This is a genomic window from Bifidobacterium oedipodis, assembly GCF_012932425.1.
Lineage (GTDB): Bacteria > Actinomycetota > Actinomycetes > Actinomycetales > Bifidobacteriaceae > Bifidobacterium > Bifidobacterium oedipodis.
In genome coordinates, this window is record NZ_JAAIII010000002.1 from 283,568 (window position 1) to 306,987 (window position 23,420).

General features: G+C 55.0%; 15 protein-coding genes. 4 read left to right on the forward strand and 11 right to left on the reverse strand.

All coding sequences use genetic code 11. From position 1 onward, the window contains the following. Positions 1–3: 3 nt before the first annotated feature. The 8 genes from G1C95_RS04475 to G1C95_RS04505 form a co-directional block, all read right to left on the reverse strand. Positions 4–1,623, reverse strand: a complete 1,620-nt coding sequence (locus G1C95_RS04475) for a glycoside hydrolase family 43 protein (protein WP_169171746.1) — start codon at positions 1,621–1,623, stop codon at positions 4–6. A gap of 87 nt (positions 1,624–1,710) precedes the next feature. Next, positions 1,711–2,514 (reverse strand): ABC transporter ATP-binding protein, encoded by an 804-nt coding sequence (locus G1C95_RS04480; protein WP_169171747.1) that lies wholly within the window; start codon positions 2,512–2,514, stop codon positions 1,711–1,713. 11 nt (positions 2,515–2,525) lie between these two features. After that, positions 2,526–3,395 carry an ABC transporter ATP-binding protein gene (locus tag G1C95_RS12395; protein WP_205832703.1) on the reverse strand — a complete coding sequence of 290 codons (870 nt, stop codon included), beginning with the start codon at positions 3,393–3,395 and terminating at the stop codon, positions 2,526–2,528. 9 nt (positions 3,396–3,404) lie between these two features. Then, positions 3,405–4,370: an ABC transporter permease gene (locus G1C95_RS12400; protein ID WP_240947418.1), complete on the reverse strand. Its 966-nt coding sequence runs from the start codon at positions 4,368–4,370 to the stop codon at positions 3,405–3,407. Positions 4,371–4,380: 10 nt separating this feature from the next. Next, positions 4,381–5,373 carry an ABC transporter permease gene (locus G1C95_RS04490; protein ID WP_169171748.1) on the reverse strand — a complete coding sequence of 331 codons (993 nt, stop codon included), beginning with the start codon at positions 5,371–5,373 and terminating at the stop codon, positions 4,381–4,383. A 96-nt stretch (positions 5,374–5,469) separates the two neighbouring features. After that, positions 5,470–7,143: an ABC transporter substrate-binding protein gene (locus G1C95_RS04495; RefSeq protein ID WP_169171749.1), complete on the reverse strand. Its 1,674-nt coding sequence runs from the start codon at positions 7,141–7,143 to the stop codon at positions 5,470–5,472. Between the two features lie 321 nt (positions 7,144–7,464). Next, positions 7,465–9,291, reverse strand: coding sequence for a sialate O-acetylesterase (locus G1C95_RS04500; protein WP_169171750.1), 1,827 nt, complete (start codon positions 9,289–9,291; stop codon positions 7,465–7,467). A gap of 129 nt (positions 9,292–9,420) precedes the next feature. Further along, positions 9,421–11,463, reverse strand: coding sequence for an alpha-glucuronidase (locus G1C95_RS04505; RefSeq protein WP_169171751.1), 2,043 nt, complete (start codon positions 11,461–11,463; stop codon positions 9,421–9,423). A gap of 161 nt (positions 11,464–11,624) precedes the next feature. Between G1C95_RS04505 and G1C95_RS04510 the strand changes: the two genes are divergently transcribed. Continuing rightward, positions 11,625–12,662 carry a LacI family DNA-binding transcriptional regulator gene (locus G1C95_RS04510; protein ID WP_169171752.1) on the forward strand — a complete coding sequence of 346 codons (1,038 nt, stop codon included), beginning with the start codon at positions 11,625–11,627 and terminating at the stop codon, positions 12,660–12,662. Between the two features lie 92 nt (positions 12,663–12,754). On the opposite strand, the gene G1C95_RS04515 is transcribed toward G1C95_RS04510, so the two are convergent. Continuing rightward, a complete protein-coding gene (locus G1C95_RS04515) occupies positions 12,755–15,124 on the reverse strand; it encodes a glycoside hydrolase family 2 TIM barrel-domain containing protein (RefSeq protein WP_205832704.1) in 2,370 nt (789 codons plus the stop codon). A 187-nt stretch (positions 15,125–15,311) separates the two neighbouring features. Here G1C95_RS04515 and G1C95_RS04520 point away from each other — a divergent pair, with 187 nt between their 5' ends. Next, positions 15,312–17,624, forward strand: a complete 2,313-nt coding sequence (locus tag G1C95_RS04520) for an extracellular solute-binding protein (RefSeq protein ID WP_169171753.1) — start codon at positions 15,312–15,314, stop codon at positions 17,622–17,624. A gap of 384 nt (positions 17,625–18,008) precedes the next feature. On the opposite strand, the gene xylA is transcribed toward G1C95_RS04520, so the two are convergent. Both xylA and G1C95_RS04530 read right to left on the reverse strand, forming a co-directional pair. Continuing rightward, positions 18,009–19,355, reverse strand: a complete 1,347-nt coding sequence (gene xylA / locus G1C95_RS04525; RefSeq protein ID WP_169171754.1) for a xylose isomerase — start codon at positions 19,353–19,355, stop codon at positions 18,009–18,011. Positions 19,356–19,620: 265 nt separating this feature from the next. Then, the gene (locus G1C95_RS04530; protein WP_169171755.1) at positions 19,621–20,529 is read right to left on the reverse strand and encodes an EamA family transporter; all 909 of its coding nucleotides are present in this window, start codon (positions 20,527–20,529) and stop codon (positions 19,621–19,623) included. Between the two features lie 187 nt (positions 20,530–20,716). Here G1C95_RS04530 and G1C95_RS04535 point away from each other — a divergent pair, with 187 nt between their 5' ends. After that, positions 20,717–21,997, forward strand: a complete 1,281-nt coding sequence (locus G1C95_RS04535; protein ID WP_169171756.1) for an O-acetylhomoserine aminocarboxypropyltransferase/cysteine synthase family protein — start codon at positions 20,717–20,719, stop codon at positions 21,995–21,997. A gap of 467 nt (positions 21,998–22,464) precedes the next feature. Further along, positions 22,465–23,244 carry a hypothetical protein gene (locus G1C95_RS04540; RefSeq protein ID WP_169171757.1) on the forward strand — a complete coding sequence of 260 codons (780 nt, stop codon included), beginning with the start codon at positions 22,465–22,467 and terminating at the stop codon, positions 23,242–23,244. Positions 23,245–23,420 lie beyond the last annotated feature (176 nt).

The window sequence follows — 23,420 nt, forward strand, 5'->3', positions numbered from 1 at the left end:
GAATCACAGCTCCTGATAATCAAAATGGTGGAAGGTAGCGGTGGTACCGTAACCGGAGTAGTCCACAGCTGCAAGGCCCACGAATGCACCAGTGAAGTAACCGTCCAGACGCTCGAACACGTAATCGTCGGAAAGAATTTTCGCGTCAAGTGTCACGGGAATGTCGTGCCATGTTGTGCCATCGAATGAATACGCGTAGGAATACGTGGATGTGCGCACTTTGGTTTTCAGCCACACATCGGCACCATCCGGCACCACAATCGCTTGATCTTGTAGATATGAGGTGTACGCATTGCGATCGGACTGAGCAACCTCGATAACCCGGCAGCTTCGTTTCTCATCCCATGTGACGAATGCCCATGACCAATTGGCATCGGAGTAATAGTTCGTCAGTCCAGCCATTGCCTGATATGTATGGGGGTCGAAGCTTACACATGTTTCGGCATCGAATTCGAAGGCTTGCCAGCGGCGGGCCACTAGCGACAAATCGAAGAGATTATGCAGTGATCCTTGGCCGATGAGTTCCAGCGCTCCTCCGCCGACTCGTCCCATAGCCGAATTGAAAGGCACGCGCAGTGTATTCCAATCATGGCCGAGCTGGTCATTATCGAACTCGTCATGCTGATTGCGCGTTATGGGCGCGTCCGTAACGATGGCATCCTGGGGTGCTTCAACTTCCAGCTGTCCGCCGTGACCGCCGACCACATGAGGCCAGCCTTCGGTATCCCATTCGACTTTTTGAATGGAAGTTTCACGGCCTAAGGTGCACCAACCGCGCGGACCGATGCTGGACTCGGTGTCGTGATGCCAAGGTCGCCCGCAGAGCGAAGCGTAATACCATTCGCCGCCAGGCGTATCGACCAGCGAACCGTGCCCCTGCTTTTGCAGAACAGAACGCGGCGTATCGTAGTTGCCGAGGAACGGCTCGTCTCCGGGCATGGTTGCGAAACTTAACGCGTCAAGCGTACGCGAACGCGCCACGGTTTCCTGATGGTTGTACGTGGTGCCGCCTTCGGCGCAGAACAGGTAATACCAGCCATTAATTTTGTAAAGGTGTGGGCCTTCAGTCAGCTTGACGTCGGTGCCAGCCCAGATCGTACGTGCCGTTTCCGGTTTCAATTGCATCGTCGTCGTATCGAATTCGGTAAGGGTGATGCCGTCGAAACGATGATGGTATTCACGATGGTCCCACGTCTGCTGCACCAAATATTTACGACCATCGTCATCATGGAACAGCGATGCGTCGAAGCCGACGTAGTTGAGCTTGATTGGCTCGCTCCACGGACCGCGAATATCGTCGGCAGTGACCAGATAATTCGTTCCATCCTTGAACGTGCCGGTGACCATTTTCACGTCAGTGTAGACAAGCCAGAACTTACCATCGGCATAGCTCAGATCCGGTGCCCAGACGCCTCCCGAAGAAGGATTGCCACGCATATCCAGCTGGCTCACACGGTTCAGCGGGCAAGTCACGAAATTCCAATGAACCATATCCTGTGACTCGTGGATGCGCACGCCCGGCCACCACTCGAACGTGGAATTGGCAAGGTAATACGTATCACCAACACGGATCATCGAGGGATCAGGGTGGAATCCGGTAAGCACGGGGTTAACGATTTTCATGGCTGGAATCCTTATTCTTCGGCAGATGCCGGCTCACGGCAATGCCCGCGTGAATCCGTGTTTCACGCGGGCTTGCACGATACGGGACTATTTCTTATCCGCAAAGAACGCGTCCGGGTTCGGAGCGGCGTTGAGCAGTACCTTGGTGTAGTCGTTCTGAGGATTGAGGATTACCTCATCGCTCGGTCCATATTCCACAATGTCGCCGTGATACATCACCATCACCTCATCGGAGAAATGACGGGCGGTGGCCAAGTCATGGGTGATGTAGAGCATGGCAAGCTGATCTTCACGCTGGATTCGGGCGAGCATCGTGAGCACGCCAAGTCGCAGTGACACATCCAGCATCGACACGGGCTCATCGGCGATAAGCACCTTCGGCTTAGGAGCAATGGCTCGTGCAATGGCCACACGCTGGCGCTGTCCACCAGACAACTCATGCGGGCGACGCCACATATAGGCTTCAGCCGGATGCAGATCCACACGTTCGAGCAGCTCAAGCGCCATATGCTCGTATTCTTCCTCTGAAGAAGCCATGTGGTTAATCTTCATCGGACGTGAGATATGGTGATAGATATTGTGGTAGGGGTTGAGCGAAGCGAAAGGATCCTGGAAAACCATCTGCACATTATGGCGATAGTCATACAGTGCCTTACCGCCCTTGGGCACAGGCTTCCCATCCAAGGTGATTTCACCAGAGGTCGGAGTTTCCAAGCTCATGATCATGCGAGCGATGGTTGACTTGCCAGAGCCGGATTCGCCCACCAGAGCAATGGTTTTGCCGGATTCGAGGGTGAAGTTGGCATCCTTAACCGCATGAATCGTTGTGGTCTTGAGTCCATTGCGCAGCTCGAAGTCTTTTTTGAGGTGTGAAACCTTGAGTTCAGACATGATGCTCTCCTTTACGCTTCAGTGACGTCCAGGCCATGGCCATCGCGCAGGAACTTGCCACGATCTCCCGTCAGAGACGGGAAGGAGCTCAAAAGCTTCTGCGTGTATGGATGCTGTGCATGGTGGAAAATGTTGGCGGAAGTGTCATGTTCGACAATGACGCCATCCTTCATCACGGTGATGGTGTCGGTGATTTCCAGCAACATCGGCAAATCATGGGTGATGAAAATGACCGAGAAGCCACGATCGCGCTGCAATTCGGCAATTTGCTGAATGATTTCACGCTGCACCACCACATCAAGTGCGGTGGTGGGCTCATCCATGATGATCAATTGGGGTTCCAAGGCAAGAGCCATGGCAATCATCACGCGCTGACGCATGCCACCGGACAGTTCGAAGGGATAGGCGGACAAACGGTTCGGATCCACATGCACGATTTCCAGCAAGTGCGCAGCGCGTTCCATGCGTTCCGCTTTCTTCATGCCGGGGCAGTGGGTTTTGTACACGTCTCCAAGCTGCTTTCCGATTTTGGTAACTGGGCTCAGGGAGTTCATTGCTCCCTGGAACACCATTGAGCATTTGTCCCAGCGGAAATCGCGCAAGGCTTTTCCTTCAAGGGCCCGGATGTCGATATCCTCACCGGACTTGTCATGGAAAATCACTTCGCCGGACTGCACCTTGCCAGGAGCTTTCAGCAATTGGGTGATGCTGTAGGCGAGCGTGGATTTACCGCAGCCGGACTCGCCAGCCAAACCCATCATTTCTCCGCGACGCAGGTCGAAGCTGGCGTGCTGCACGGCATGCACAGGCTTGGCGGTGTCGTAGACTACGTCCACGTCGCGCACCGTGAGCAGCACATCATTGGGATCGAAGTTGGCCATGATGATGTCTCACTTTCCGTTTCGTGCGGCGCGCTTGGCTTTGCGCGCAGCTTCCTTGATGTCCTTCTCGGCCTTGCGCATGTCACGCAGACGGGGGTTGATAACCTCATCAATCGAGAAGTTGATGAACGACAGACCGGCACCGAGCAGAGCGATCATAAGTCCCGGAGGCAGGAACCACCACCAAGCGCCAGCGTTCAGAGCGGAACCATTCTGAGCGTAGAAAAGCATGGTTCCCAGCGAATACTGGTTGGATGAGCCCAGACCGATGAAGGAGAGGGAGGACTCGCCGAGGATGGCACCGACCACACCGAACGTGAACTGAGAAGCCATAACCGGGAGCAAATTCGGCAGAATTTCTACGCAAATCACTCGCCAAGGGCGTTCACCTGCGATTTTGGCGGCGAGCACATAATCTCGTCCTCGCATGGAAAGGGTTTGAGCTCTCAGCACTCGCGCACCACCAGCCCATGCAGTGACCGACAACACTGCGATAAGCATCGCAGTACCTTTTTGCGGAATCATTGCAGCAATGACAATGGTCAGCGGCAGGCCGGGAATAACGAGCATGACGTTGGTGATCAGAGAGAAGAGTTCATCAACCCATCCACCGATATAGGTGCCGAGCACGCCGAAGAAGGTGGATAGGATAATGGCGATCACGCCCACGGACAAGCCAATAATCAGTGATCCTCGGGTGGAATAGCCGAGTTGGGCGAGCACGTCCTGACCTGATTTGGTGGTACCAAGTAGGTGTTCACCGGAGGGCGCGGACAGACCAATATTGCTGATGGCGTTGGGATCCTGCGTGAACATTGGCAGGAAAATGGCAATCAGAGCCACCAGACCGAGAATGGACAGACCAGCGGTAAGTCGGGCAGAACGCTGGGGCAGCATTCGCTTAATGGCATCAAATTTGCTGCGCTTAGGCGACTTGCTGGATTTCGTGGCAATAGTTGCGGTTGCATTCGTCATGATGGATACCTCAGTCCTGCACTCGGGTGCGCGGGTCGACGATGCCGTAGAGCAAATCGACGATGAAGTTGACCACAAGCACGGTGATTGTGATGATGAGGAACAAACCTTGCAGCAGTGCATAATCGTTGCCCTGCACCGCCTGCAGCATCATCTGACCGATACCCGGATAGGAGAACACCTGTTCGGTGAGCAGCGAACCGCCAACGACGTGACCAAGTGCGGTACCGAAACCGGAGAACGACGGCAGGATGGCGTTGCGAGCGGCATAGCCATACTTGATGCGGCGAGGCGACAGGCCCTTAGCTTCGGCGACGGTGATATAGTCCTCGCCCAAGGTGGAGACCATCATGTTGCGCATGCCGATGACACCGGCACCGAGCGAGCTGCACAGGATGGCAAGTGCCGGCAGACAGGCATAGTACAGTGCGGAAGAAATGAATTCCCAGCTGAAGCCAATGGTAGCCTGACGATAGTTATAGCCGCCCGACAGAGGGAAAATTCCCAAGGTTTTAGCGAACAGCCAGATGAAGATAAGCGCCAACCAGAAGTAGGGAACGGACTGAAATACAGTGGCCGTAGGCGAGACGATGTTGTCGAAGCGCTTGCCATGACGCCATCCGGCAGCAATGCCGAGAAGCTGCTGAATGATAAAGGAGATAACAGTGGTGCATCCCACCAACGCAACGGTCCAAGGCAATGCGGTAGCGATGCATTCGGTGACCTGAGTCGGGAAATAGGTAACCGATACACCCCAATTGCCGGTAAAGATATTCTTAATGTATTCGAAATACTGTTCGATGAGTGGAGCATCGCTGCTGCCGAGCATTGACTGGATCGCTTCCCTCGTCTCCGGCGCAATGGAACCGCCCTTTGACGCAAGGCGGTCGATCAGGGAGTCGACCGGATTGCCGGGCATCATACGCGGAATCGCGAAGTTAATCGTGATGGCGAAGAAGAAGGCGACCAGATAGAACGCGATTTTGCGAAGATAGAATTTCATGGGTCGTATCCTCTGGTACTAATTGGTTGACGAGGCCGGAGCAAGCGGTGAACCCATTTGCTCCGGCCGTTGGTTATATGGCCGGAATTGGCCGAATCACTTTACTTTGAGGTTCTTAATCACCACTGCATAGTCGGGGCTGGCCCACGGCTGCGGATTGGCGTACAGATTGTCCTCAGTCGGGAAGTTGTCGAACTTATCAGACCAGAACTCCGTCAAACCGCTCTGACGCAGCAGCGGAATATACGGCATATCCTCGAAGACGTTCTCTTGGATAGTGGTATAGGCCTTCTGCTTCTCATCTTCGTCAGTAGTCGAGTTGATGGTCTTCAGGGCCTCATTGACTTCTTCGTTGTTGTAGCGGGCATAGCCAGGATAGGCGGTTTCACCCTTGGGCGCAGTCTTTTCGCCGTTGAACCACTGGTTGTAGAAACCGTAGGCCTCGGTGGCGTTCGGCATCCACAGACCATAAATCGTCAGATCATAGTCGCCCTTGCGCAGGCCTTGTCCCCATTCGTTAGAGGAGACCTGCTTGGTGATGAATTCGATGCCGATTTCCTTGAGTTGCTGGTTCATAATGTCGATGGCATTGATCCAATCGGATGTACCGTTGGTCACTGCGACCTCAAAACTCAGCCTCTGGCCGTCCTTCTCATAGATGCCGTCGGAGCCCTTGGTATAGCCAGCGTCCTCAAGCACCTTGATCGCCTCGTCCTGACGGGCGCTCATCGGAACCGGACCGTCGGAAACGCTTTCATCGAAGTATTCCTGATACTGCTGGGTCGGGTAAAGGGAGCCATTGATCTCGGTATAAGAATCGTTGAAGGCCAATTTATTGAGCTGTTCGCGATCGATGCCGTAATAGATAGCCTTGCGCACGGCCTTGTCGGTAATCGGACCGGTGCAGCCCAGATCGGCATTCGAACAAGTGATCAGGGAGACCTGGCTGGACGGCAGGTTGACAGTCGAGATGTCCTTGCCTGCCAGCACGGAATCGGCATTGACAATGTTCAGAGCAGCCCAATCAAGTTCGCCGGCCAGCAAGGCATCCTGCTTGGACTGATCGGAGGAGTAGACTACAAAACGCACACCGTCGACCTCTGGTGCACCGCCATAATACTTGGCGTTGGTCTTCAGGGTGTAGGCCATCGAGTCAAAGTTTCCGCCCTCAGTGGTCAGAATGCCGTAGGTCACGGCATTTTCATTGGTATCAGTGACCGGATCGGACTTTTTCTCCCAGTCATGCTTGGGTACGATATAGACGCCGGTCAGGAACGTCAGGCCGTTGGCGGCCTGCGGCTCATCAAAAGTGAGCTTGACTTCAGTATCGGAAACCTTCTCGGCGGAACCATGGAAGCCAACGGTATTCAGTGCATCGTTCTCAGTAAGCAGGGTAAAGGTGTATACCACGTCATCGGCGGTCACCCTCTCTCCGTCAGACCAAGTTACGTCATCGCGCAGCTTAACGTTGACGGACATACCATCTTCAGCCATGGTGTATTCGGTGCCCAGCTGGGGTTCAAGTCCTTTGGTGCCGTAGCTGTTGGTGTAGAACAGCGCTTCGTACAAACCACCCATGGTGCCAGTGACAGACAGCGAGGAGAAGGGGTTGTAATTCACCGTTACAGCAGTAGTGGCGTTGGCGGTGGTGTTGATGATAACGTCTTGAGCGGCACCGTTATTGGAGTTACCTCCGCAAGCGGCAAGCGGAGCACATAAAGCGGCGACGGCGCAAGCAGCCGCCAACATCTTCATTCCGCGTTTTGTCATGATGTCTCCATTCGACTTTGAACTCTTCCTTGTACGCCAGCCCTGGCGCTCCAACGAAATTCGAAACAGCTTTTCGTTGATAACTAAAGTTTCGCACCATTTATATACTTTGTCAAATCATCTCACAAAATATTTTTTCGGCGTGTCACATCTTCATCAGATAGAAAACACTGAAAAATAAGCCATTCTGAGATTTAGACACACAGATCAGCCTGACAAATACTCTAAAAATATCACAAGAGCCCATCAATCATTAGCGAAAAAATTTTCGTTTAATGTTGATGAGCCCTTATGTAATAAGAAGAGAAAACTCCAAGTACGCTATTGAATAAGCAGCTCGAATGGCGTAGCAGGAAGCCCCTGATCATTCCATAGCGTTAGATCCGGAGCGTTCGACCAACCATAGCGAATCACCGTTCCACGTCGCAGTGCAATATCTTGATCTAATGGAATACACACATGCGCATAATCACGTACCGTATCGGCCACAGCCGTGGCATGGTATGCCGTACCACCGGGTTCCAGAATGTCGAATTCCACATCACCTGATGCCTGCAAACCACCTGCGACATGCACAAAATCGACGATAACGGCATTATGCGTGCGTACGGCGCGAACCGGCAACGGTCCCATGGATTCACAGGCCTCGCCATAGGCCACACTCCGAGCCGCAAGAGCAAAACGCTCCCCCACACTGCGTTTATCCAATGGATGCAGGTCGTTATTCTCTCCGAAACCGATGGTTACAATCATCGCTGTATGCCGCAGTGCCAGCACCTTACGCTGCTCATCGCGAAGACGAGGCCAATCGCAATCAGGTTCAAGCGTGTAGTTAGGCAGCTGAGCGAACAGGAACGGCAAATCCGCACGTTCAAATACTTCCCTCCACTCCTGAATCAGAGCCGCAAGCATACGTGCATATCCTGGTGCCGCATGCGCGTTCGATTCGCCCTGATACCACAGGACACCGGTTACCGACAAGCCGGTCAATGGCATAATCATTGCGTTGAAATCGCCGACAGCCATATGCGAGAAGAACTCCTGCTCACGGCGATCCGGCATTGTGCAGCCGCGCATGACATGCCACGCCCCCAGTGAATCCAGATCGAACTGCCGTCCCTCAGTATCAATCAGCACATGACGCTTATTTTCGGTCAATTGTCCTTGCCCTGAAAAACTGAGCAGACGAATCGCCAACGTACATTCTTCCGGCAGACATTCGATGTCGTAATTTCTTGGCGGATAGCGGTAGCCAGTCTGTCCAATCAATTGACCATCAAGATAACATTCGTCCGCATCCACCATGGTGCCAAGACGAAGCTGAGCCGGTTTGCCAACAAATTCATCCGGCACACGAATCCGTTTGCGTATCCAGATTGCCCCAGAGGCTCGTAACTCCGGCCTTCGCGACTCATTAAGCGACATTGTGGGCCAATCAGCATCGTTGAAGTCAGCGGACTGCCAATGTTCCCGCAATCCCAAATCGGCTTCATCCAGATCGGCCATGTATTGACGCTCATAGTCGGCATAACGCTGTTGTTCACGCTGCACATAGCCCGGTTGCACCAAGCGATCGAAATCCTTGGGAAGGCAGCCTATGGATTCCAAGTTGTTGCGACTCATCCACGCTTCGATATGGGTGCCTCCGATGGCGGTGGCAATCAAACCAATGGGCACGCCTATATCTTGCCGAAGTTGCTTTGCAAAGAAATAGCCAACTGCGGACATGCCGCTGATGTCGTCACGCCCTACTTGGATCCACGTTCCGCCAGGCAAATCCCGATGAGGTTGCACGAAATCAAAAGTCTGGGGCACAGCAAACAGACGAATATTCGTGTCATTGGCCGATTCGATTTCCCCGGGAAACATGGTGGCCACGCGCCCCATCCACAGTTCCATGTTCGATTGACCGGCCAACACCCATACGTCACCAAACATCACGTCAAGAGCAACCACACGCTCGTCGTTCGCGGTTGTCGCCTCCAGCACGAAAGGACCACCGGCCTGATGCGCCTGCAGCACCGCCTGCCAATGCCCTTGTTCATCGGCAACAGCCGTTGCTTCAATGTCATCTATCGACACATGTACGGATTCGCCTGCTGCACAGATACCCCATACTTTTGCGGGGCGGTTTCGCTGCAATACCATACCGTCAGTAAACAATGGCGATAGTTCAAGATGATATGTCTTCGCAGCGCACTCATTCATATCGGTGTTCATCGTATATTTCCTGTCAAGTCGTCGGTTGTGCTAGTGCTAATGAATGTTCACCCTTGATCATGGATAGATGGTTCGTCCATGTTCATCCGGGACCTTGGTCATGCGGTAGAAGAAGGTGTTCACCTGATCACGCCAGGCCACCGCATTATCCAACTGCTGTGCAAGTCGTTGGGCAACATTGTCGAACACCGCCTCTGGCACTTGTCCGCGTACGTTCTCCCAAGACTTGATATAGCCTTGCACCGCTTCGGGACCAGCAAAATGCGTGTCATATATGTGTTGCAGCACGGTTTTGCCACTGTGCAGGCGATGCTCATACCCGACATGGTGGAAGAACAGCAGCAGTTCGTCCGGTGTGGAATTCACGTCCTCATAGATTGCCGCTTGACGAGGAGGATATTGCGCGACATAGCCTGAACCCGTGGCCTGTGTGCGATCCACGCCCACACCGTCACGATCGGCAAAATGGTAGGTGCCCCATCGGTCGTACTCGTATCCGTTAACCGACGGGCCGTAATGCACGCCGGGAGTGACCATGAACCCAACACCAAGTGGTGCCGTATATCCTTCGTACACGGCATTCGAGGTGAGCAGTATGTTTCGGATAATGCCAATGGTTTTCTCTGACGCATCGGGGAAGGTCTGCGCTAACCATTCATTCGCTATGGTTTCGGCATTCAACGTGTTATCCCAGCACATGCGACCGAAACCATAAAGGTTGGCCTGCGCCAAAGCATTGCCTGTCCAATTGTCATCCATACCGACATTAGAAACGGCTGCGAACCCGGTATGGCAGGTATTCGGGCCGCGATGAGCAATAATCGACTTCACTTGTGACGAAGCATCGTCATTATCGGTGGATGCACCATCGATCATGGTATCCGTATCGATCATGGTCAGCCACTGAGGCAGTACATAGTTCACATCAATCTGATGACCAAGGTATTCGGCGGTAATCTCGAATTCCATAATGATATTCGTGTGCTTCATACCGCCGATCAGCGGATTAAGCGGCTCACGGGTCTGAAAATCCATTGGCCCAAATTTGACCTGCAAAGCCACGTTGTCAGCAAATAGGCCATCTAGCTCCTTGAAGTTATTCCAAGCGGCTTTGGCGCGATCAGTGGAGCGATCACGCCAATCCTGTTGAGAGTTGTATACAAAGGCACGCCAGATGACAATGCCTCCGTGGGGTGCCAGCGCCTCGCCCAGCATATTCGCACCATCCGCATGAGTGCGTCCATACTGCATCGGGCCGGGCTCTCCCTCCGAGTCCGCTTTAACAACGAATCCACCAAACGCTGGAATCTGACGATAAATCGCGTCCGCAGTCTGCGCCCACCATGCGCGCACTTGCTGATTGCAGGGGTCACTGGTGCTCAGACCTCCCAAGCGTTTTGGACTGGCAAAGTTGATAGCCAGAAAAGTGCGAATGCCAAAACTGTCGAACAAATCGGCAATATGAGTCACCTTGGAAAGGAATGGTTCAACGATCAGACGCGTTGCATCGCCTCGCACATTCACATTATTCAGGCACACAGCATTAATGCCTATGGACGCCATCAATCGTGCATATGATTCCAGCCGTGCAAAGTCGCCACGGAATGGATTCGTGGTATCTCGTTCAGGGAACGCTCGGAAATCGCTGTGATCATTGCTATCCATTCGCCCAAAGAAAATGGACTCTCCGGCATATCCGCGTTCAATCGAACCATCAATCTGATCCCAGTGGTCAATCATGCGTATCTGCTGATCGGGTTCGGCAACACATTCACAAACCGTACCAGTCATAACCGCACGTACATATGCATAGAATCCGTATAGCAAACCGGTTCCGTCACACGCATCAATGGCTTTGCGCCCATTAGATATGTCATGAATACGATATCCCTGCGGCGAAGTCACCCCTGGCACTGTCTGCAGCACACGCAACAACACAGTGGCCTCATCAGCATTCCCCGTCAATGGCTGACGCAGGAATTCCACGATTTCGCGTCGCACACGAATGGTGCGCGCATCCTCGTCTCCTTCCAGATACCACACCGTTTCACCAAGAGCGGCACGAATCGAATCAGCCTTCAGCCACATTGCATCGGCCATGTTATTCTCCCATGATCGAATAATACGAAATTTTTGTTCATCCTACCCCAATCTGGGTAGATAATCAAATGGACTTACTATTAGTTTTTTCTCAGTATCCCAACTAAAACAACGAAACACGCGCAACACCTATCAACAAACATGTACTAAACTTTTTTCGTATGACTACAACAACCGCACCACAGCGCAGTGACGCACAACGACCGAAACTCACCGAAATCGCTCAGAAAGCCGGCGTCTCCGTCTCTACCGTGTCCAAAGTCATCAACGGACGCAGAGATATCGGCGCGGCTACTCGACAAAAAGTCGAGGCAATCCTCAACGAATATGGATACCAAAAATCGTTGGTCAAAGCTGTTCCCTCACGCCAAATCGACATTGTTTTTCAAGATTTTGAAGAGATGTGGGCTATGGAACTGCTCAAGGGCGTAACCGAAACCGTCAGTCGCCACGGTATCAGCGTCACCGTCACCGAATTGAAAAATCGCGATGCCAATGGCGCCCCATGGACTCAAGATATCCTCGAACGCCGGCCACTAGGCGTAATTCTTATTTTTTCGGATCTGTCGGCGCAAGACAAGAAGCGATTCGTATCCCGACAAATCCCCTTCGTAACACTTGATCCTGCAGGAGACCCAGCCCCAGACAGCACCACCATTCGCGCCGATAATTGGACCGGAGGACTTGTCGCCACTCGGCATCTGACATCGCTCGGGCACCATCGTATCGGTATCATCACCGGCCCGATGCATCAACTGTGCGCCAAGGCACGTTACGACGGCTACTTGTCCGCTTTAGCTGAGGCAGGCATCGATTTCGATCCGTCGCTGATGCGCGAAGGTCAGTTTCACGTACAGGATGGATTTGAACACGCCATGTCGCTACTAACCGCGCCTAACCGTCCCACCGCAATCGTCGCAGGCAACGATCTGCAAGCTATGGGCATTTACGATGCCGCACGCCAACTGGGATTATCCGTACCGGAAGATCTTTCTGTCGTTGGCTTCGACGACGTGACCTTCTCTAAACTTCTCAGCCCCTCATTGACCACTGTGTTGCAACCATTGGCCCAGATGGCCGGTTGCGCCGCCAATTTGCTATTGGAGATGAACGCAGGCCATTCCGTTGCGCAAGACACCGTTTTTCCCACCACACTTGTTGTACGCAACAGCACCGCGAAGCCACGACATATCAACTAAATCAAATACGGGGATTCGACATCCGAAACATTACGCAATGTCAAATCCCCGCATCTATTCACAGGCTCAGTGTTTTCGCGGCCTAGCAATAACTAACGCACCACAATGGTCTGCGAAGCAGACTGCATACCGGCAGCATCAGCACTGAGCACCACGCGTCCGGCCTCGCCAGTGAATCGCAGCATCACTGACGCCACGCCTTGGTACATGTGGATTGCGTCGCCGCCATACGGCTCGTTGCCCATCAGATTGCCATTATCGACCGCAACGATCTCGGCGGGGCCTTCCACGCGGAATCGCACGGACGTGCTTTCACGGAATACCGGGTTGCCATCGGTATCAAGGCATTGCACGCAGAACAGCTGTTCATATCCGCGTTCGGCGGGCACGTCTACAACTTCAGGCAGTGCCGGTCGTCCAAGCGCCGCAATATCGGCGAATTGGAGCGAGACAGCCGGCGAGACCGGAGTGACGATCTCTTCACGGCATACTTCTTTACCGTCACGATAGCCAATCACCGTCAGCGTGCCCGGATGCCAAGGCAAGTAACCGGTGACCACACGGTTGGGGTATTCGCGCACCGGCTTGCAGAACAGTTCACGGTAGGGGTGCAGAATACGAATCTCATCGCAGTTGGTCGCCACCATATAAGGCATGACGCCACGCTGGAATTGCGGGAAATGCCAGTGACCGACGAACGGCGGGATATCCCAGTGCTCCTTGACATTCTCATCCGGCTGGGAGTAGTCGGCGACCATGAAATGCACGAAAGGTTCGCCATCGGCCTGCCAATACGACTTCATCAGCCAGTAGCCAGCTTTGGGCACACCATTAGTGCGCACCAACGCACCCGACCATCCCTTCGACGGCCAACCCATCGATTCGCCGAGATAGTCGAAGCCGGCCCAGATGGTACCGCCGACCACCCATTCCTTCTCTTCCGGCACCAGATTCGGGTTTTCGCTGATGTAATCCTGCATCTGCAGGTCATGCCCCACAAACCACTGGTACACTTCAGATCCGAAAATCGGCTTATCCGGAATCATGGCATGCACACGGTCATACCATTGTTCGGAGTAATTCAGCACCGTCACATCAGTGATATCGGCAATTAGTTTGATGCGTTCCACGCGTTCGGCCGGATCTTCAATCTCGTGATCAGCCAAGGCCTCATCAGTGGCTTGAATAATGCCTTCAGACGAACTGGTATCAGCCGCCTCGGATTGGAAGTGCGGACTCATCGCACATCCCACCGGACGCCCGGTGGGGTCAAGCCGATGCGCTTCATCCACCAATTGCCGCAGAATCGCCAGCATGGAGCGCTTGGCCTGATTCTCCACCTCGTTGCCCACGCCCCACATCACCACACTGGGGCGATTGCGGTCGCGACGAATCATCGCCGCCAAGTCATAGCACCAACCGGCTTCGAAATAACGCTTGTAATGGCCAGACTGCCACTTGTCAAACGGTTCAGAATACACGTAAAAGCCGAGTTCATCAGCCAAGTCAAGCATTTCACGCGGATGAACGTGGTGAGCCAAGCGCAGACCATTACACCCGATTGCCTTCAATTCCTCAAGACGCGCACGAATCAATTCCTTCTTGGCGGCGGAGCCCACGCACCCCATATCCTGATGCAGGCACACGCCACGGAACACGGTTCTGACCCCATTAATCAACATACCGCGGTCAGGGTCGAGCTTCACATCCCTCAAACCAATGCGTTGCTCGATGGCATCCGAGCCATCCGGCAGAGCTACGTTCAGCGTATACAGGTACGGATCCTCCGCGCTCCACAGATGCACATCGGCAACCTGCAGAGTCAGACCAGATGCGGCATCACCCCGAACCTCGCCGACGACATTGTCCTCAGCATCACACAGCGTCACAGCGATCTCACCAACGGTCGGGCGATCCTCAGAATCCATGGATATAGTCAATGTGGCAGCCTGTGCAGCAAAATCCACTTGCTGGCTCACCAGAACATCACGTTCATCCAAGTGCCGCTCGGGAACCTCAATAAGCTTGACGGTACGATAGATACCCGCACCGGAATACCAACGGTCAGTCGGAGCGTCAAGGTTCTCCACACGAATCAGAATCTCATTGTCACCGGCTTTGAGCGCGTTCGTGATATCCAAGCGGAACGGGCTATAGCCGTATGCCTGCCCTCCAACTTCAACGCCGTTAACCGTCACAGTCGAGTTCTCGTAAACGCCATCGAAATCCAAATAAAATCGATGACCTTCAGCCAGCTCGCCTATAGTAAGCGTGCGGCGATACCAGCCGATACCCCACCAATCGCGGAACGCCTGATCGACTCCCCAATCCATCGGATTGACCATTGGACGGTTGATGGCCCAATCGTGCGGCAAATTGATAGCTGTACCCTCGCCTGCCGGAGCAGGCCGTTCACCAGACGAGAATTCCCAACTATCCATAAGTTCGGTAACGGTACGCATGATGCAAAGTCCTTTCCGAGAGCGACCTCTTTGGCAGATGGGTTTACTGTATCGAATTGTTACCAAGCGAGCTATAATTTTTGCCAATATTGCGCACAGTTACGGATGTTCATAACAATATATGTCACAATGGCTTCTCCGCACCTGCGTAATGCATCACCTAGTTCAACCGAGTCGGGAAGGCGTAATGAACTCATCTCGCAACGTCACCTTGGCCCATATCGCGCAGCAATTGGGATTAAGCCAGTCAACAGTATCCCGTGCGCTCTCTCGTACCGGGCGTGTTTCTGCCGCAACTGAGGCTCGCGTACGTCAGGCAGCGCAAGCCTCAGGGTATGTGCTTCCCCAGGGCCATGTCATGATTGCGGGAGGTGCAACCAAACGCATTGCCATTATCACCCCATCGCTCAATGAACCGTCCGCAGCAATGCTGGCCGAGCATCTGCAGCATCGACTCGCCGAATCCGGCCATGAACCACTCGTGCTTAGCACCGGCGGAAGCCTGCAACATGAACACACACTGATTCATACATGGAACAGCGCTGCGGACGGATTCGTTCTCATATCCCCCGGCTCAGCTGACGCACAGATTCGTCGGCTGGCAGCAATACTGCCAACCGTGGTAGTCGACCGTTACATTTCCACAGTGTCTTCGGTCATTGCCGATGCCAGCACCGGTATAACCGCAGCGATAAAAACCTTGCACGGCATGGGCCACTCCAGCATCACCTATGTGGCAGGACCTTCATCATGGGCGAATACGCATCGTCGTCGCGCATTATGGCAGGCAGCGATGCGGGCACATATGGAATGCCGCATTATCGAAGACTGTCCAGATACTGTTAACGGAGGACGAGCGGCTTTTGCACTGTATGATCAGCATCGCACCGACGCCGTACTAACCTTCAACGATGCCATGGCCGCTGGGTTCATCACGACTGCTATCGAGCATGGACTGCGTCTGCCTAAAGATGTGTCGGTAATCGGATATGGCGACTCCACGCTGGCAGATCTTGTCAGGCCTACCATGTCTTCCATTCATCTGCCCTGGAATGCCTGGACCGATGCCATTGCCGCAGCATTGGAGGAACAATTCGACTCTTCCAAGACAAAGCGTGTGACCACACGTTCGGTCGCCACACGCTTTATTCAACGAGCCAGCATTGCCCGCAAACAGTCAGTGCCACAAGCACGGCGTTTGGCATTCGATTCCCTATCGTCGTTGCGTTCGGCACCACATACAGACTTGACTCTTATGGTCAGCTCTCTTGCGGAGCTACAACCTGCATTAGACGCGTTCGCACAACGATTCCCTCATATTCATCTGCACGCGGAGGAATCAGGGCCGCAAGCCTCGGCCATCGCTCTGCTGCGCAACCGAAAAGATGCGGACCGCAATGTACCAGACCTGTTCCGTGTGGAATACGACAAGCTTCCCGAATTGGCTTTTTCCGGACAAATCCTCAATTTCCGGTTCCCTCGCATCGAACGTGAATTCACGGCCAGATTTCTTCCGCAGACACTGGCGTCCGTACACGTTGAGGGCGGACTGTTCGGCGTTCCCACCGACATTGCACAGATGGTGATGTTTTGCCGAACCGACATGTTGAATGCAGCCAATCTGCCCATACCGCGCACATGGCGCGACTACCATGATGTCGGCGCACGACTTCGGGAACGACTCCCCGGCACTGCCATGGGATTCATCAATGTCGCAGATGCACAACATTATCTGTCGCTGCTGCGCATGGCTGGCGCCCCGCTATGGACGCAACATGATGCAACCAACATTCAGCTATCTCTCAATGCACCCGAAGTAGTGGCCGCTGCCAAGCTCTTGCAACACTGCATTGATGACGGCGTGCTTATTTGTGAACCGCACACCGCCCACATGACCGATGGGACAATCGCTTCAGGGCGGTATGCGGCACCAGTAACAGCCTCATGGTTCGCGCCATTGATTGTCCGTGCTCACCCCAACGGAACAGGACTATGGCAGGCGACGCTGCCTCCATCTTTCTCGGCCCCGGAGCAACTGGTTACCTCCACAGTGGGCGGCTCCGCACTAGTTATTAACGCCGACGCGCCGCGCGATCGGCAAGCGACGGCATTGGCGAGCGCACTGTGGCTGACGTCCGATCCACAATCCATGGCGGTGCAATCGCTGCGCAACTCTCCATCTGCGGTGAGTCTCTACCACGACAATCAGGAGGCATACGCTCCTCATAACCGCTCGGAATCATTACCTTCCGACGTTTCCGACGATTCGTTCTTCGGTTCATCGCTACGGAACGCCTATATCGATTCGATGCAACGACTCGATACGCATTGGAAACCCCTGCCGTTTATGACACAAGTAGATGCCGATTTTCGAGATACTATCCTGCCCGAATTGGCTCCGGGCGGACATTCACAAGATTTGCTCACGCAATGGCAAGCCAGCATCGCCAATCACGGCCGCTCGCTCGGTTTCACCGTCCACATCTCCAACAAGGGCTGATGGCACTATCAACGCATCTCTGTGCACGTCCCAGCGAAAAGACGATGGCTCTGTTTCATATCAATCCCATAATTGTGCCCCCCTGATACCAGAAAGCCGCCCGCAACGAATGCTGCGGACGGCTTTCCGATACGGAAGGAAGGAGAAGGAGAGAAGAACAATACTGTGATGCCTGTTGCGCTCATCCGTTGGAACGGAATAAGCGCGAACAGACGTCTTGGTCAGGCCATCACACTGTGGTGGCCTCGGCAGGTGCGCACTCGCCGGTGTCGGCCCGGCTGCCCGTCTGTTCAAGCAGAGCACACAGCTTCGGCCTCCAAACCGGCTTCAGCGGCACCAGTGCCAGCATGACGAGCGTGAGTACAACACCTGCCGTCATGATGATCAGGCCTCAGCCAGGGCTTCGACGATGTAGTTGTTGATGGTGGCCTTGACGGACTCGAGGTGATCGGACTTGGTGGCGGCGATCAGCTCGGACTGCGGCTTGTCGAGGCTGTAGGCTTCGAGGTCGGCCAGGGTGACCTTGCCTTCGTCGATGTCCTTGCCGATGCCGGAGTCGTAGGAAGCGTAACGCTCGGCCTGCAGGTTCTCGATGAACTTGTCCTGGTGCATCTTGTCGGCCACGATCAGGCCCATGGCGAAGGTGTCCATGCCGGCGATGTGCGAGCGGAACAGATCCTCGGCGTAGAAGGAGGTACGACGCGGCTTGGCGTCGAAGTTCAGGCCGCCCTTCGGGCCGATGGAGCCTTCGTCGAGCACTTCCCACATCACGGTGGTGGTTTCCATCAGGTCGGTCGGGAACTCATCCATATCCCAGCCGATGAGCTTGTCGCCCTGGTTGGCGTCCAGCGAGCCGAGCACGCCGGCTTCGCGGGCGGTGCGAATCTCGTGCTGATAGGTGTGGCCAGCCAGGTTGGCGTGGTTGCCCTCGAGGTTGAGCTTCATGAAGTCGATGTCGTAGGTCTTCAGGAAGGCGATGGCGGTAGCGGCATCGAAGTCGTACTGGTGCATCGTGGGTTCCTTGGCCTTCGGCTCGATGAGGAACTGGGCATCCAGGCCGATTTCCTTGGCGTACTCGTGGCACATGTGGAAGAACTGAGCCATGTGGCCCTGCTCACGCTTCATCTGGGTGTTCCACAGGTTCTCGTAGCCTTCGCGGCCGCCCCAGAACACATAGTTCTCAGCGCCCAGACGCTTGGCGATCTCCAGGGAGTGCTTCAGCTGGCCGCCGGAGTAGGCATAGATGTCAGCGAACGGCGAGGTGGAGGCGCCGGAAACGAAGCGCGGGTTGGTGAACAGGGAGGAGGTGTTCCACAGCAGCTTGACGCCGGTGGCCTTCATCTGCTCTTCGATGCGGTCGACAACCTTGTCGAGGTTGGCGTTGGTCTCGCGCAGGGTGTCGCCTTCGGGGGCAATGTCGCGGTCATGGAAGCAGAAGTACTCGGCACCGAGCTTGGTGAAGAACTCGAAGGCGTAGTCAACCTTGGCGAGGGCCTCGTCCATCGGGTTGGAGTACTTGCCGTACCACGGACGGTGCGAGGTGCCGGTGCCGAACGGATCGACCAGTTCCTGATCGAAGGTGTGCCACCAAGCGACGCCGAAGCGCAGCCAATCCTTCATCTTCTTGCCGGCGACAACCTTGTCGGCGTCGTAGTAATGGAAGGCAAGACCCTCCTGGGGTCCCTTCTCGCGGCCAACGTACTCAATCTTGTCAATATCCCACAGACCCATTTGGGCGCTCCTTTGCAGCTATGCGGCGTAACGGATTACAGGAAACATAATAAAACCATCAAACTATATTTGTCAAATCATTGAATTTTTATGGTTACACTACTGCAAATCCTTGAGACTCCGCCATTATTGCAGCTCTAGATCGCCCTTAACAAGGCTGTCGCGACACTCCGAAGCAAAGTAATTTCTGCGATGAATCAGCTGTCGCCAACACATCGACGGCTGCCAACGTATCACCTAACTGCATCGCCTACCGTCGCAACATCTAGCGCGCTGCCGAACGATGCAGACGCACCAAATCAAAGGTATAAATCACCAACGCCAGCCATATCACCGAGAACGAAACAAAACGGTGCGCCGGTACCTGCTCCCCCAGCACCACCAGTCCCAAAATCAGCTGAATCGTCGGGGTGATGTATTGCGTGAAACTCACGGTCAGGAAGGTCGCATGCTTGACTCCGTATGAGGTGAGCACCAGCGGAATCACCGTCAGCACACCGCAACCGCCCAGCAACGCCCACACCCACCAGGGCGCTCCCTGCGGCACACCAAGGCGAGGCTGCACGGCGAGCGCCACAAAAGCGATCGGCGTGAGCACACCGGTTTCAAACGTCAACGATTGGAAGGGATCAAGCGGCACGAATCGTTTGATCAGGCAATACCCCGAATAGCTGAGCACCATAATAAACGCGATGCCAGGGAACGCGCCCGTGTCGATGATGTAGAGCACGCAGCCTCCCAATGCGATTAGCATGGACGCCGCGCCAAGTCGGCTGGTGTGTTCGCGCAGGAACACCAGCGCGAAGAACATATTGATCAGCGGCAGCAGGAATCCGCCCACGCTGGCTTCGGATGTGCGCCCGATTGACACCAGATAGATATAGGCCACCCAATCAATGGTGACCAGCACCGCTGCGGCGACGGACATCCAAAATACTTTCGGCGTGGCCCACATCGCCCGGACCGCTGCAACCAGCCCGCTCCAACGGCGGGTGAGCAGCATGAATACCACCATCACCACGGCCGCGGTGACGATGCGGTAGAGCATCACGTTCACCGACGACACCGTATCAAGAGCGGCCCAATACACCGGAAACATGCCATATACCAACGATGCCGCCACAGCGGCGGTCACGCCCTGCGGCGTCTGCTTGACTTCAATCGCACTTGCCATCCTCGCCCTACTCCCAGCGCTACAGCTTTACCATCGTTGCATCCTATCGAACGACCTGGTCTGCTTATTGAGCGGCTGAACGCAAAGCACCACGCACACGCAAACGCCCACGCGAACACAGTCGCCCGCGTGAGTACAGTGGTGATGACCGATGAACCCATGTTGTGAAGCGCAAAGGAGAGCGTGAATGAGCGAACGGATCGATACCACATGCGTGCAGGGCGGCTACCAGCCGGGCAACGGCGAATCCCGCACTCCCCCGATCATCCAGGCAACAACCTTCAAATACACGTCGAGCGAACAGATGAGCCGCCTGTTCGACCTGTCGGAATCCGGCTACTTCTACACCCGTTTGCAGAACCCGACCAACGACACGGTGGCCGCGAAGATCTGCGAACTTGAGGGCGGCGCCGCTGCGATGCTCACCAGCTCTGGCCAAGCCGCGAACTTCTTCGCCCTGTTCAACATCTGCAACGCCGGCGACCATATCGTCGCCTCCTCCGCAATCTATGGCGGCACCTTCAATCTCATCAATGTGACGATGGCCAAGATGGGCATCGAATGCACGTTCGTAAGCCCCGACTGCACTGACGAAGAACTTGAGGCCGCATTCCGCCCGAATACCAAGGCCGTGTTCGGCGAATCCATCGCCAATCCGGCGCTGATCGTGCTTGACTTCGAGAAGTTCGCCACCGCCGCGCACAACCATGGCGTGCCGTTCATTGTGGACAACACCTTCCCCACGCCGATTAATTGCCGACCTTTCGAATTCGGCGTTGACATCGTCACCCACGCCACCACCAAATACATGGATGGCCATGGCTCCTGCGTGGGCGGCGCGATCGTCGACTCCGGCAACTTCGACTGGATGGCCCACGCCGACAAGTTCCCGGGGCTCACCACCCCCGACGATTCCTACCATGGCGTCACCTATGCCAAGGACTTCGGCCCAGCAGCCTACATCACCAAGGCCACCGCACAACTGATGCGCGACTTCGGTTCCACGCCCGCTCCTATCAATTCGTGGATTATGGGCATGCATCTGGAATCCCTCGCCCTGCGTATGGCCCGCCACTGCGAAAACGGACAGAAGGTGGCCGAATTCCTCGCCACCGATCCGCGCATCTCGTGGGTCAACTACCCAGGCCTGCCATCCGACAAGTATCACGCGCTGGCCGAGAAGTACATGCCGAACGGCACCTGTGGCGTCATCTCCTTCGGTGTGCCCGGCGGCCGTGAGAAGGTCTCCGCCTTCCTCGATGGGCTGAAGATGGTGTCGATCGCCACGCATGTGGCCGACGCGCGCAGCTGCACGCTGTACCCGGCTGGCACCACCCATCGCCAGCTCACCGAGGAACAGCTTGAGGAGGCCGGCGTCGGCATCGATCTGGTGCGACTGAGCTGTGGCATCGAGAATGCCGACGATATCATCGCCGATCTCGATCAAGCCCTCGCCACCATCAACTAGTGCCTGCTTATACCCGACTAATGCCCGTCCAACTATCTGTTGTAACGGACGAATAAACGTTGCGACAACAAACCGCAGCGAAACGGCCCTGAAGCAATTCCACCGCATGATGCGGCTGCTTCGGGGCCGTTGCCATATTCAACTCAGCTACGCTGTTCAACTACGCAACCATTCAACTACCCGACTGCTCAATCAGCCGCGCAGTAGTTTGTAATCACCCACCTGTGGATGACACGCCGAGGGCACTGTAGATAGTGGATAACACAGTGGGCAAATAGGCGAATCCCAAGGTTATCCACCAGACCGGCAGTCGGTTATGCACATTTCATAATGCTTGGAATCATTGAGTTTTCCACTTATCCACAACTTTGCCTAAGCCGCTTGCACCGCCATCGCGCACCGGCATACAGTGTGCCTCACGGCGGGCACCGAAGCCTGCCGGCAAAGTTCCAGGAAGGGGAACCATCATGACCGAGACCATGATTGACACTGAGGATCCGGGCGCACCGGCGATGTTGGACACCAAGGACGTGGCCGAAATGTTCAAACGGCACAATCTGGCCATCTACGCTGAAGCTCGACGCACGTTCTACCGCAAAATCAATATCAGCCCATTCAAAAGGCGTTCGCCGAAACTGCTGAGGCTTATCGAATGGTCGTTCTGGGATTGGTTCGCATTCGACTGCTCGATCACCGGCTTGGTAACCGGCAACGATTGCACGGATCTGCGCCTAGAATTCGAAGATGACCAGGATGAGGGCATTTCGCCGTTCCTGTCCATAGCCGAGTTCCTGCATCGGCATGATGATCGCGTCGGAGAGCGGCAAATGTCCGATTTTCTGGAAATCGACTCCACCAACTTCGCTTCGGTATTCTGGATCAACGATGCAAACGCGGCGACGGGCCTGCTGGATTTGGAAGACATCATCCACGGCGGCGAATATATGGTGGATTGCCCGCCGGTAGCCGCGCAATATGACGGTGCGCATGGTGGCATGATCGTCAACCGCATCGCCCGCGCACGAGGTGCGTGGCGGCAATGTGCCATTCCGCTGTATGAGGCCCGCCGCCCTGATTCGCCCGAGGCCAAGCGTGCCATCGCCAGCGCATTCTGTGAAACAAGGCAATGCCCGGATTTCGCCGATTTGGTGAGATTCTTCTATGGTCGCACCAACGATACCGGACTTGACTGGGAGGATATGGCGGCGGCCGTGGATTCACGTTCGCTTCGGCATCTGGTCAGGTAACACCACGGTAACGATAAGCTCCAATACTGGAGTTCAAGGTTCGCGCATGGTCGCAGACCAGCATCTCTTGGGGGACGCTGCGCGCCGGTTTGTCGAAAGTTGGGTCGGCAAACCGGCTTGATGCTGCCGGGACACCATACTCCCGGCAGCGGTGGCGGCACCGATACCGCACTGAT

What these genes read in the sequence shown, in the direction of transcription:
- G1C95_RS04475 (WP_169171746.1), bottom strand. Translation starts at nt 1,623, where the DNA reads ATGAAAATCGTTAACCCCGTGCTTACCGGATTCCACCCTGATCCCTCG.
- G1C95_RS04480 (WP_169171747.1), bottom strand. Translation starts at nt 2,514, where the DNA reads ATGTCTGAACTCAAGGTTTCACACCTCAAAAAAGACTTCGAGCTGCGC.
- G1C95_RS12395 (WP_205832703.1), bottom strand. Translation starts at nt 3,395, where the DNA reads ATGGCCAACTTCGATCCCAATGATGTGCTGCTCACGGTGCGCGACGTG.
- G1C95_RS12400 (WP_240947418.1), bottom strand. Translation starts at nt 4,370, where the DNA reads ATGACGAATGCAACCGCAACTATTGCCACGAAATCCAGCAAGTCGCCT.
- G1C95_RS04490 (WP_169171748.1), bottom strand. Translation starts at nt 5,373, where the DNA reads ATGAAATTCTATCTTCGCAAAATCGCGTTCTATCTGGTCGCCTTCTTC.
- G1C95_RS04495 (WP_169171749.1), bottom strand. Translation starts at nt 7,143, where the DNA reads ATGACAAAACGCGGAATGAAGATGTTGGCGGCTGCTTGCGCCGTCGCC.
- G1C95_RS04500 (WP_169171750.1), bottom strand. Translation starts at nt 9,291, where the DNA reads ATGGTATTGCAGCGAAACCGCCCCGCAAAAGTATGGGGTATCTGTGCA.
- G1C95_RS04505 (WP_169171751.1), bottom strand. Translation starts at nt 11,463, where the DNA reads ATGGCCGATGCAATGTGGCTGAAGGCTGATTCGATTCGTGCCGCTCTT.
- G1C95_RS04510 (WP_169171752.1), top strand. Translation starts at nt 11,625, where the DNA reads ATGACTACAACAACCGCACCACAGCGCAGTGACGCACAACGACCGAAA.
- G1C95_RS04515 (WP_205832704.1), bottom strand. Translation starts at nt 15,124, where the DNA reads ATGCGTACCGTTACCGAACTTATGGATAGTTGGGAATTCTCGTCTGGT.
- G1C95_RS04520 (WP_169171753.1), top strand. Translation starts at nt 15,312, where the DNA reads ATGAACTCATCTCGCAACGTCACCTTGGCCCATATCGCGCAGCAATTG.
- xylA (WP_169171754.1), bottom strand. Translation starts at nt 19,355, where the DNA reads ATGGGTCTGTGGGATATTGACAAGATTGAGTACGTTGGCCGCGAGAAG.
- G1C95_RS04530 (WP_169171755.1), bottom strand. Translation starts at nt 20,529, where the DNA reads ATGGCAAGTGCGATTGAAGTCAAGCAGACGCCGCAGGGCGTGACCGCC.
- G1C95_RS04535 (WP_169171756.1), top strand. Translation starts at nt 20,717, where the DNA reads ATGAGCGAACGGATCGATACCACATGCGTGCAGGGCGGCTACCAGCCG.
- G1C95_RS04540 (WP_169171757.1), top strand. Translation starts at nt 22,465, where the DNA reads ATGACCGAGACCATGATTGACACTGAGGATCCGGGCGCACCGGCGATG.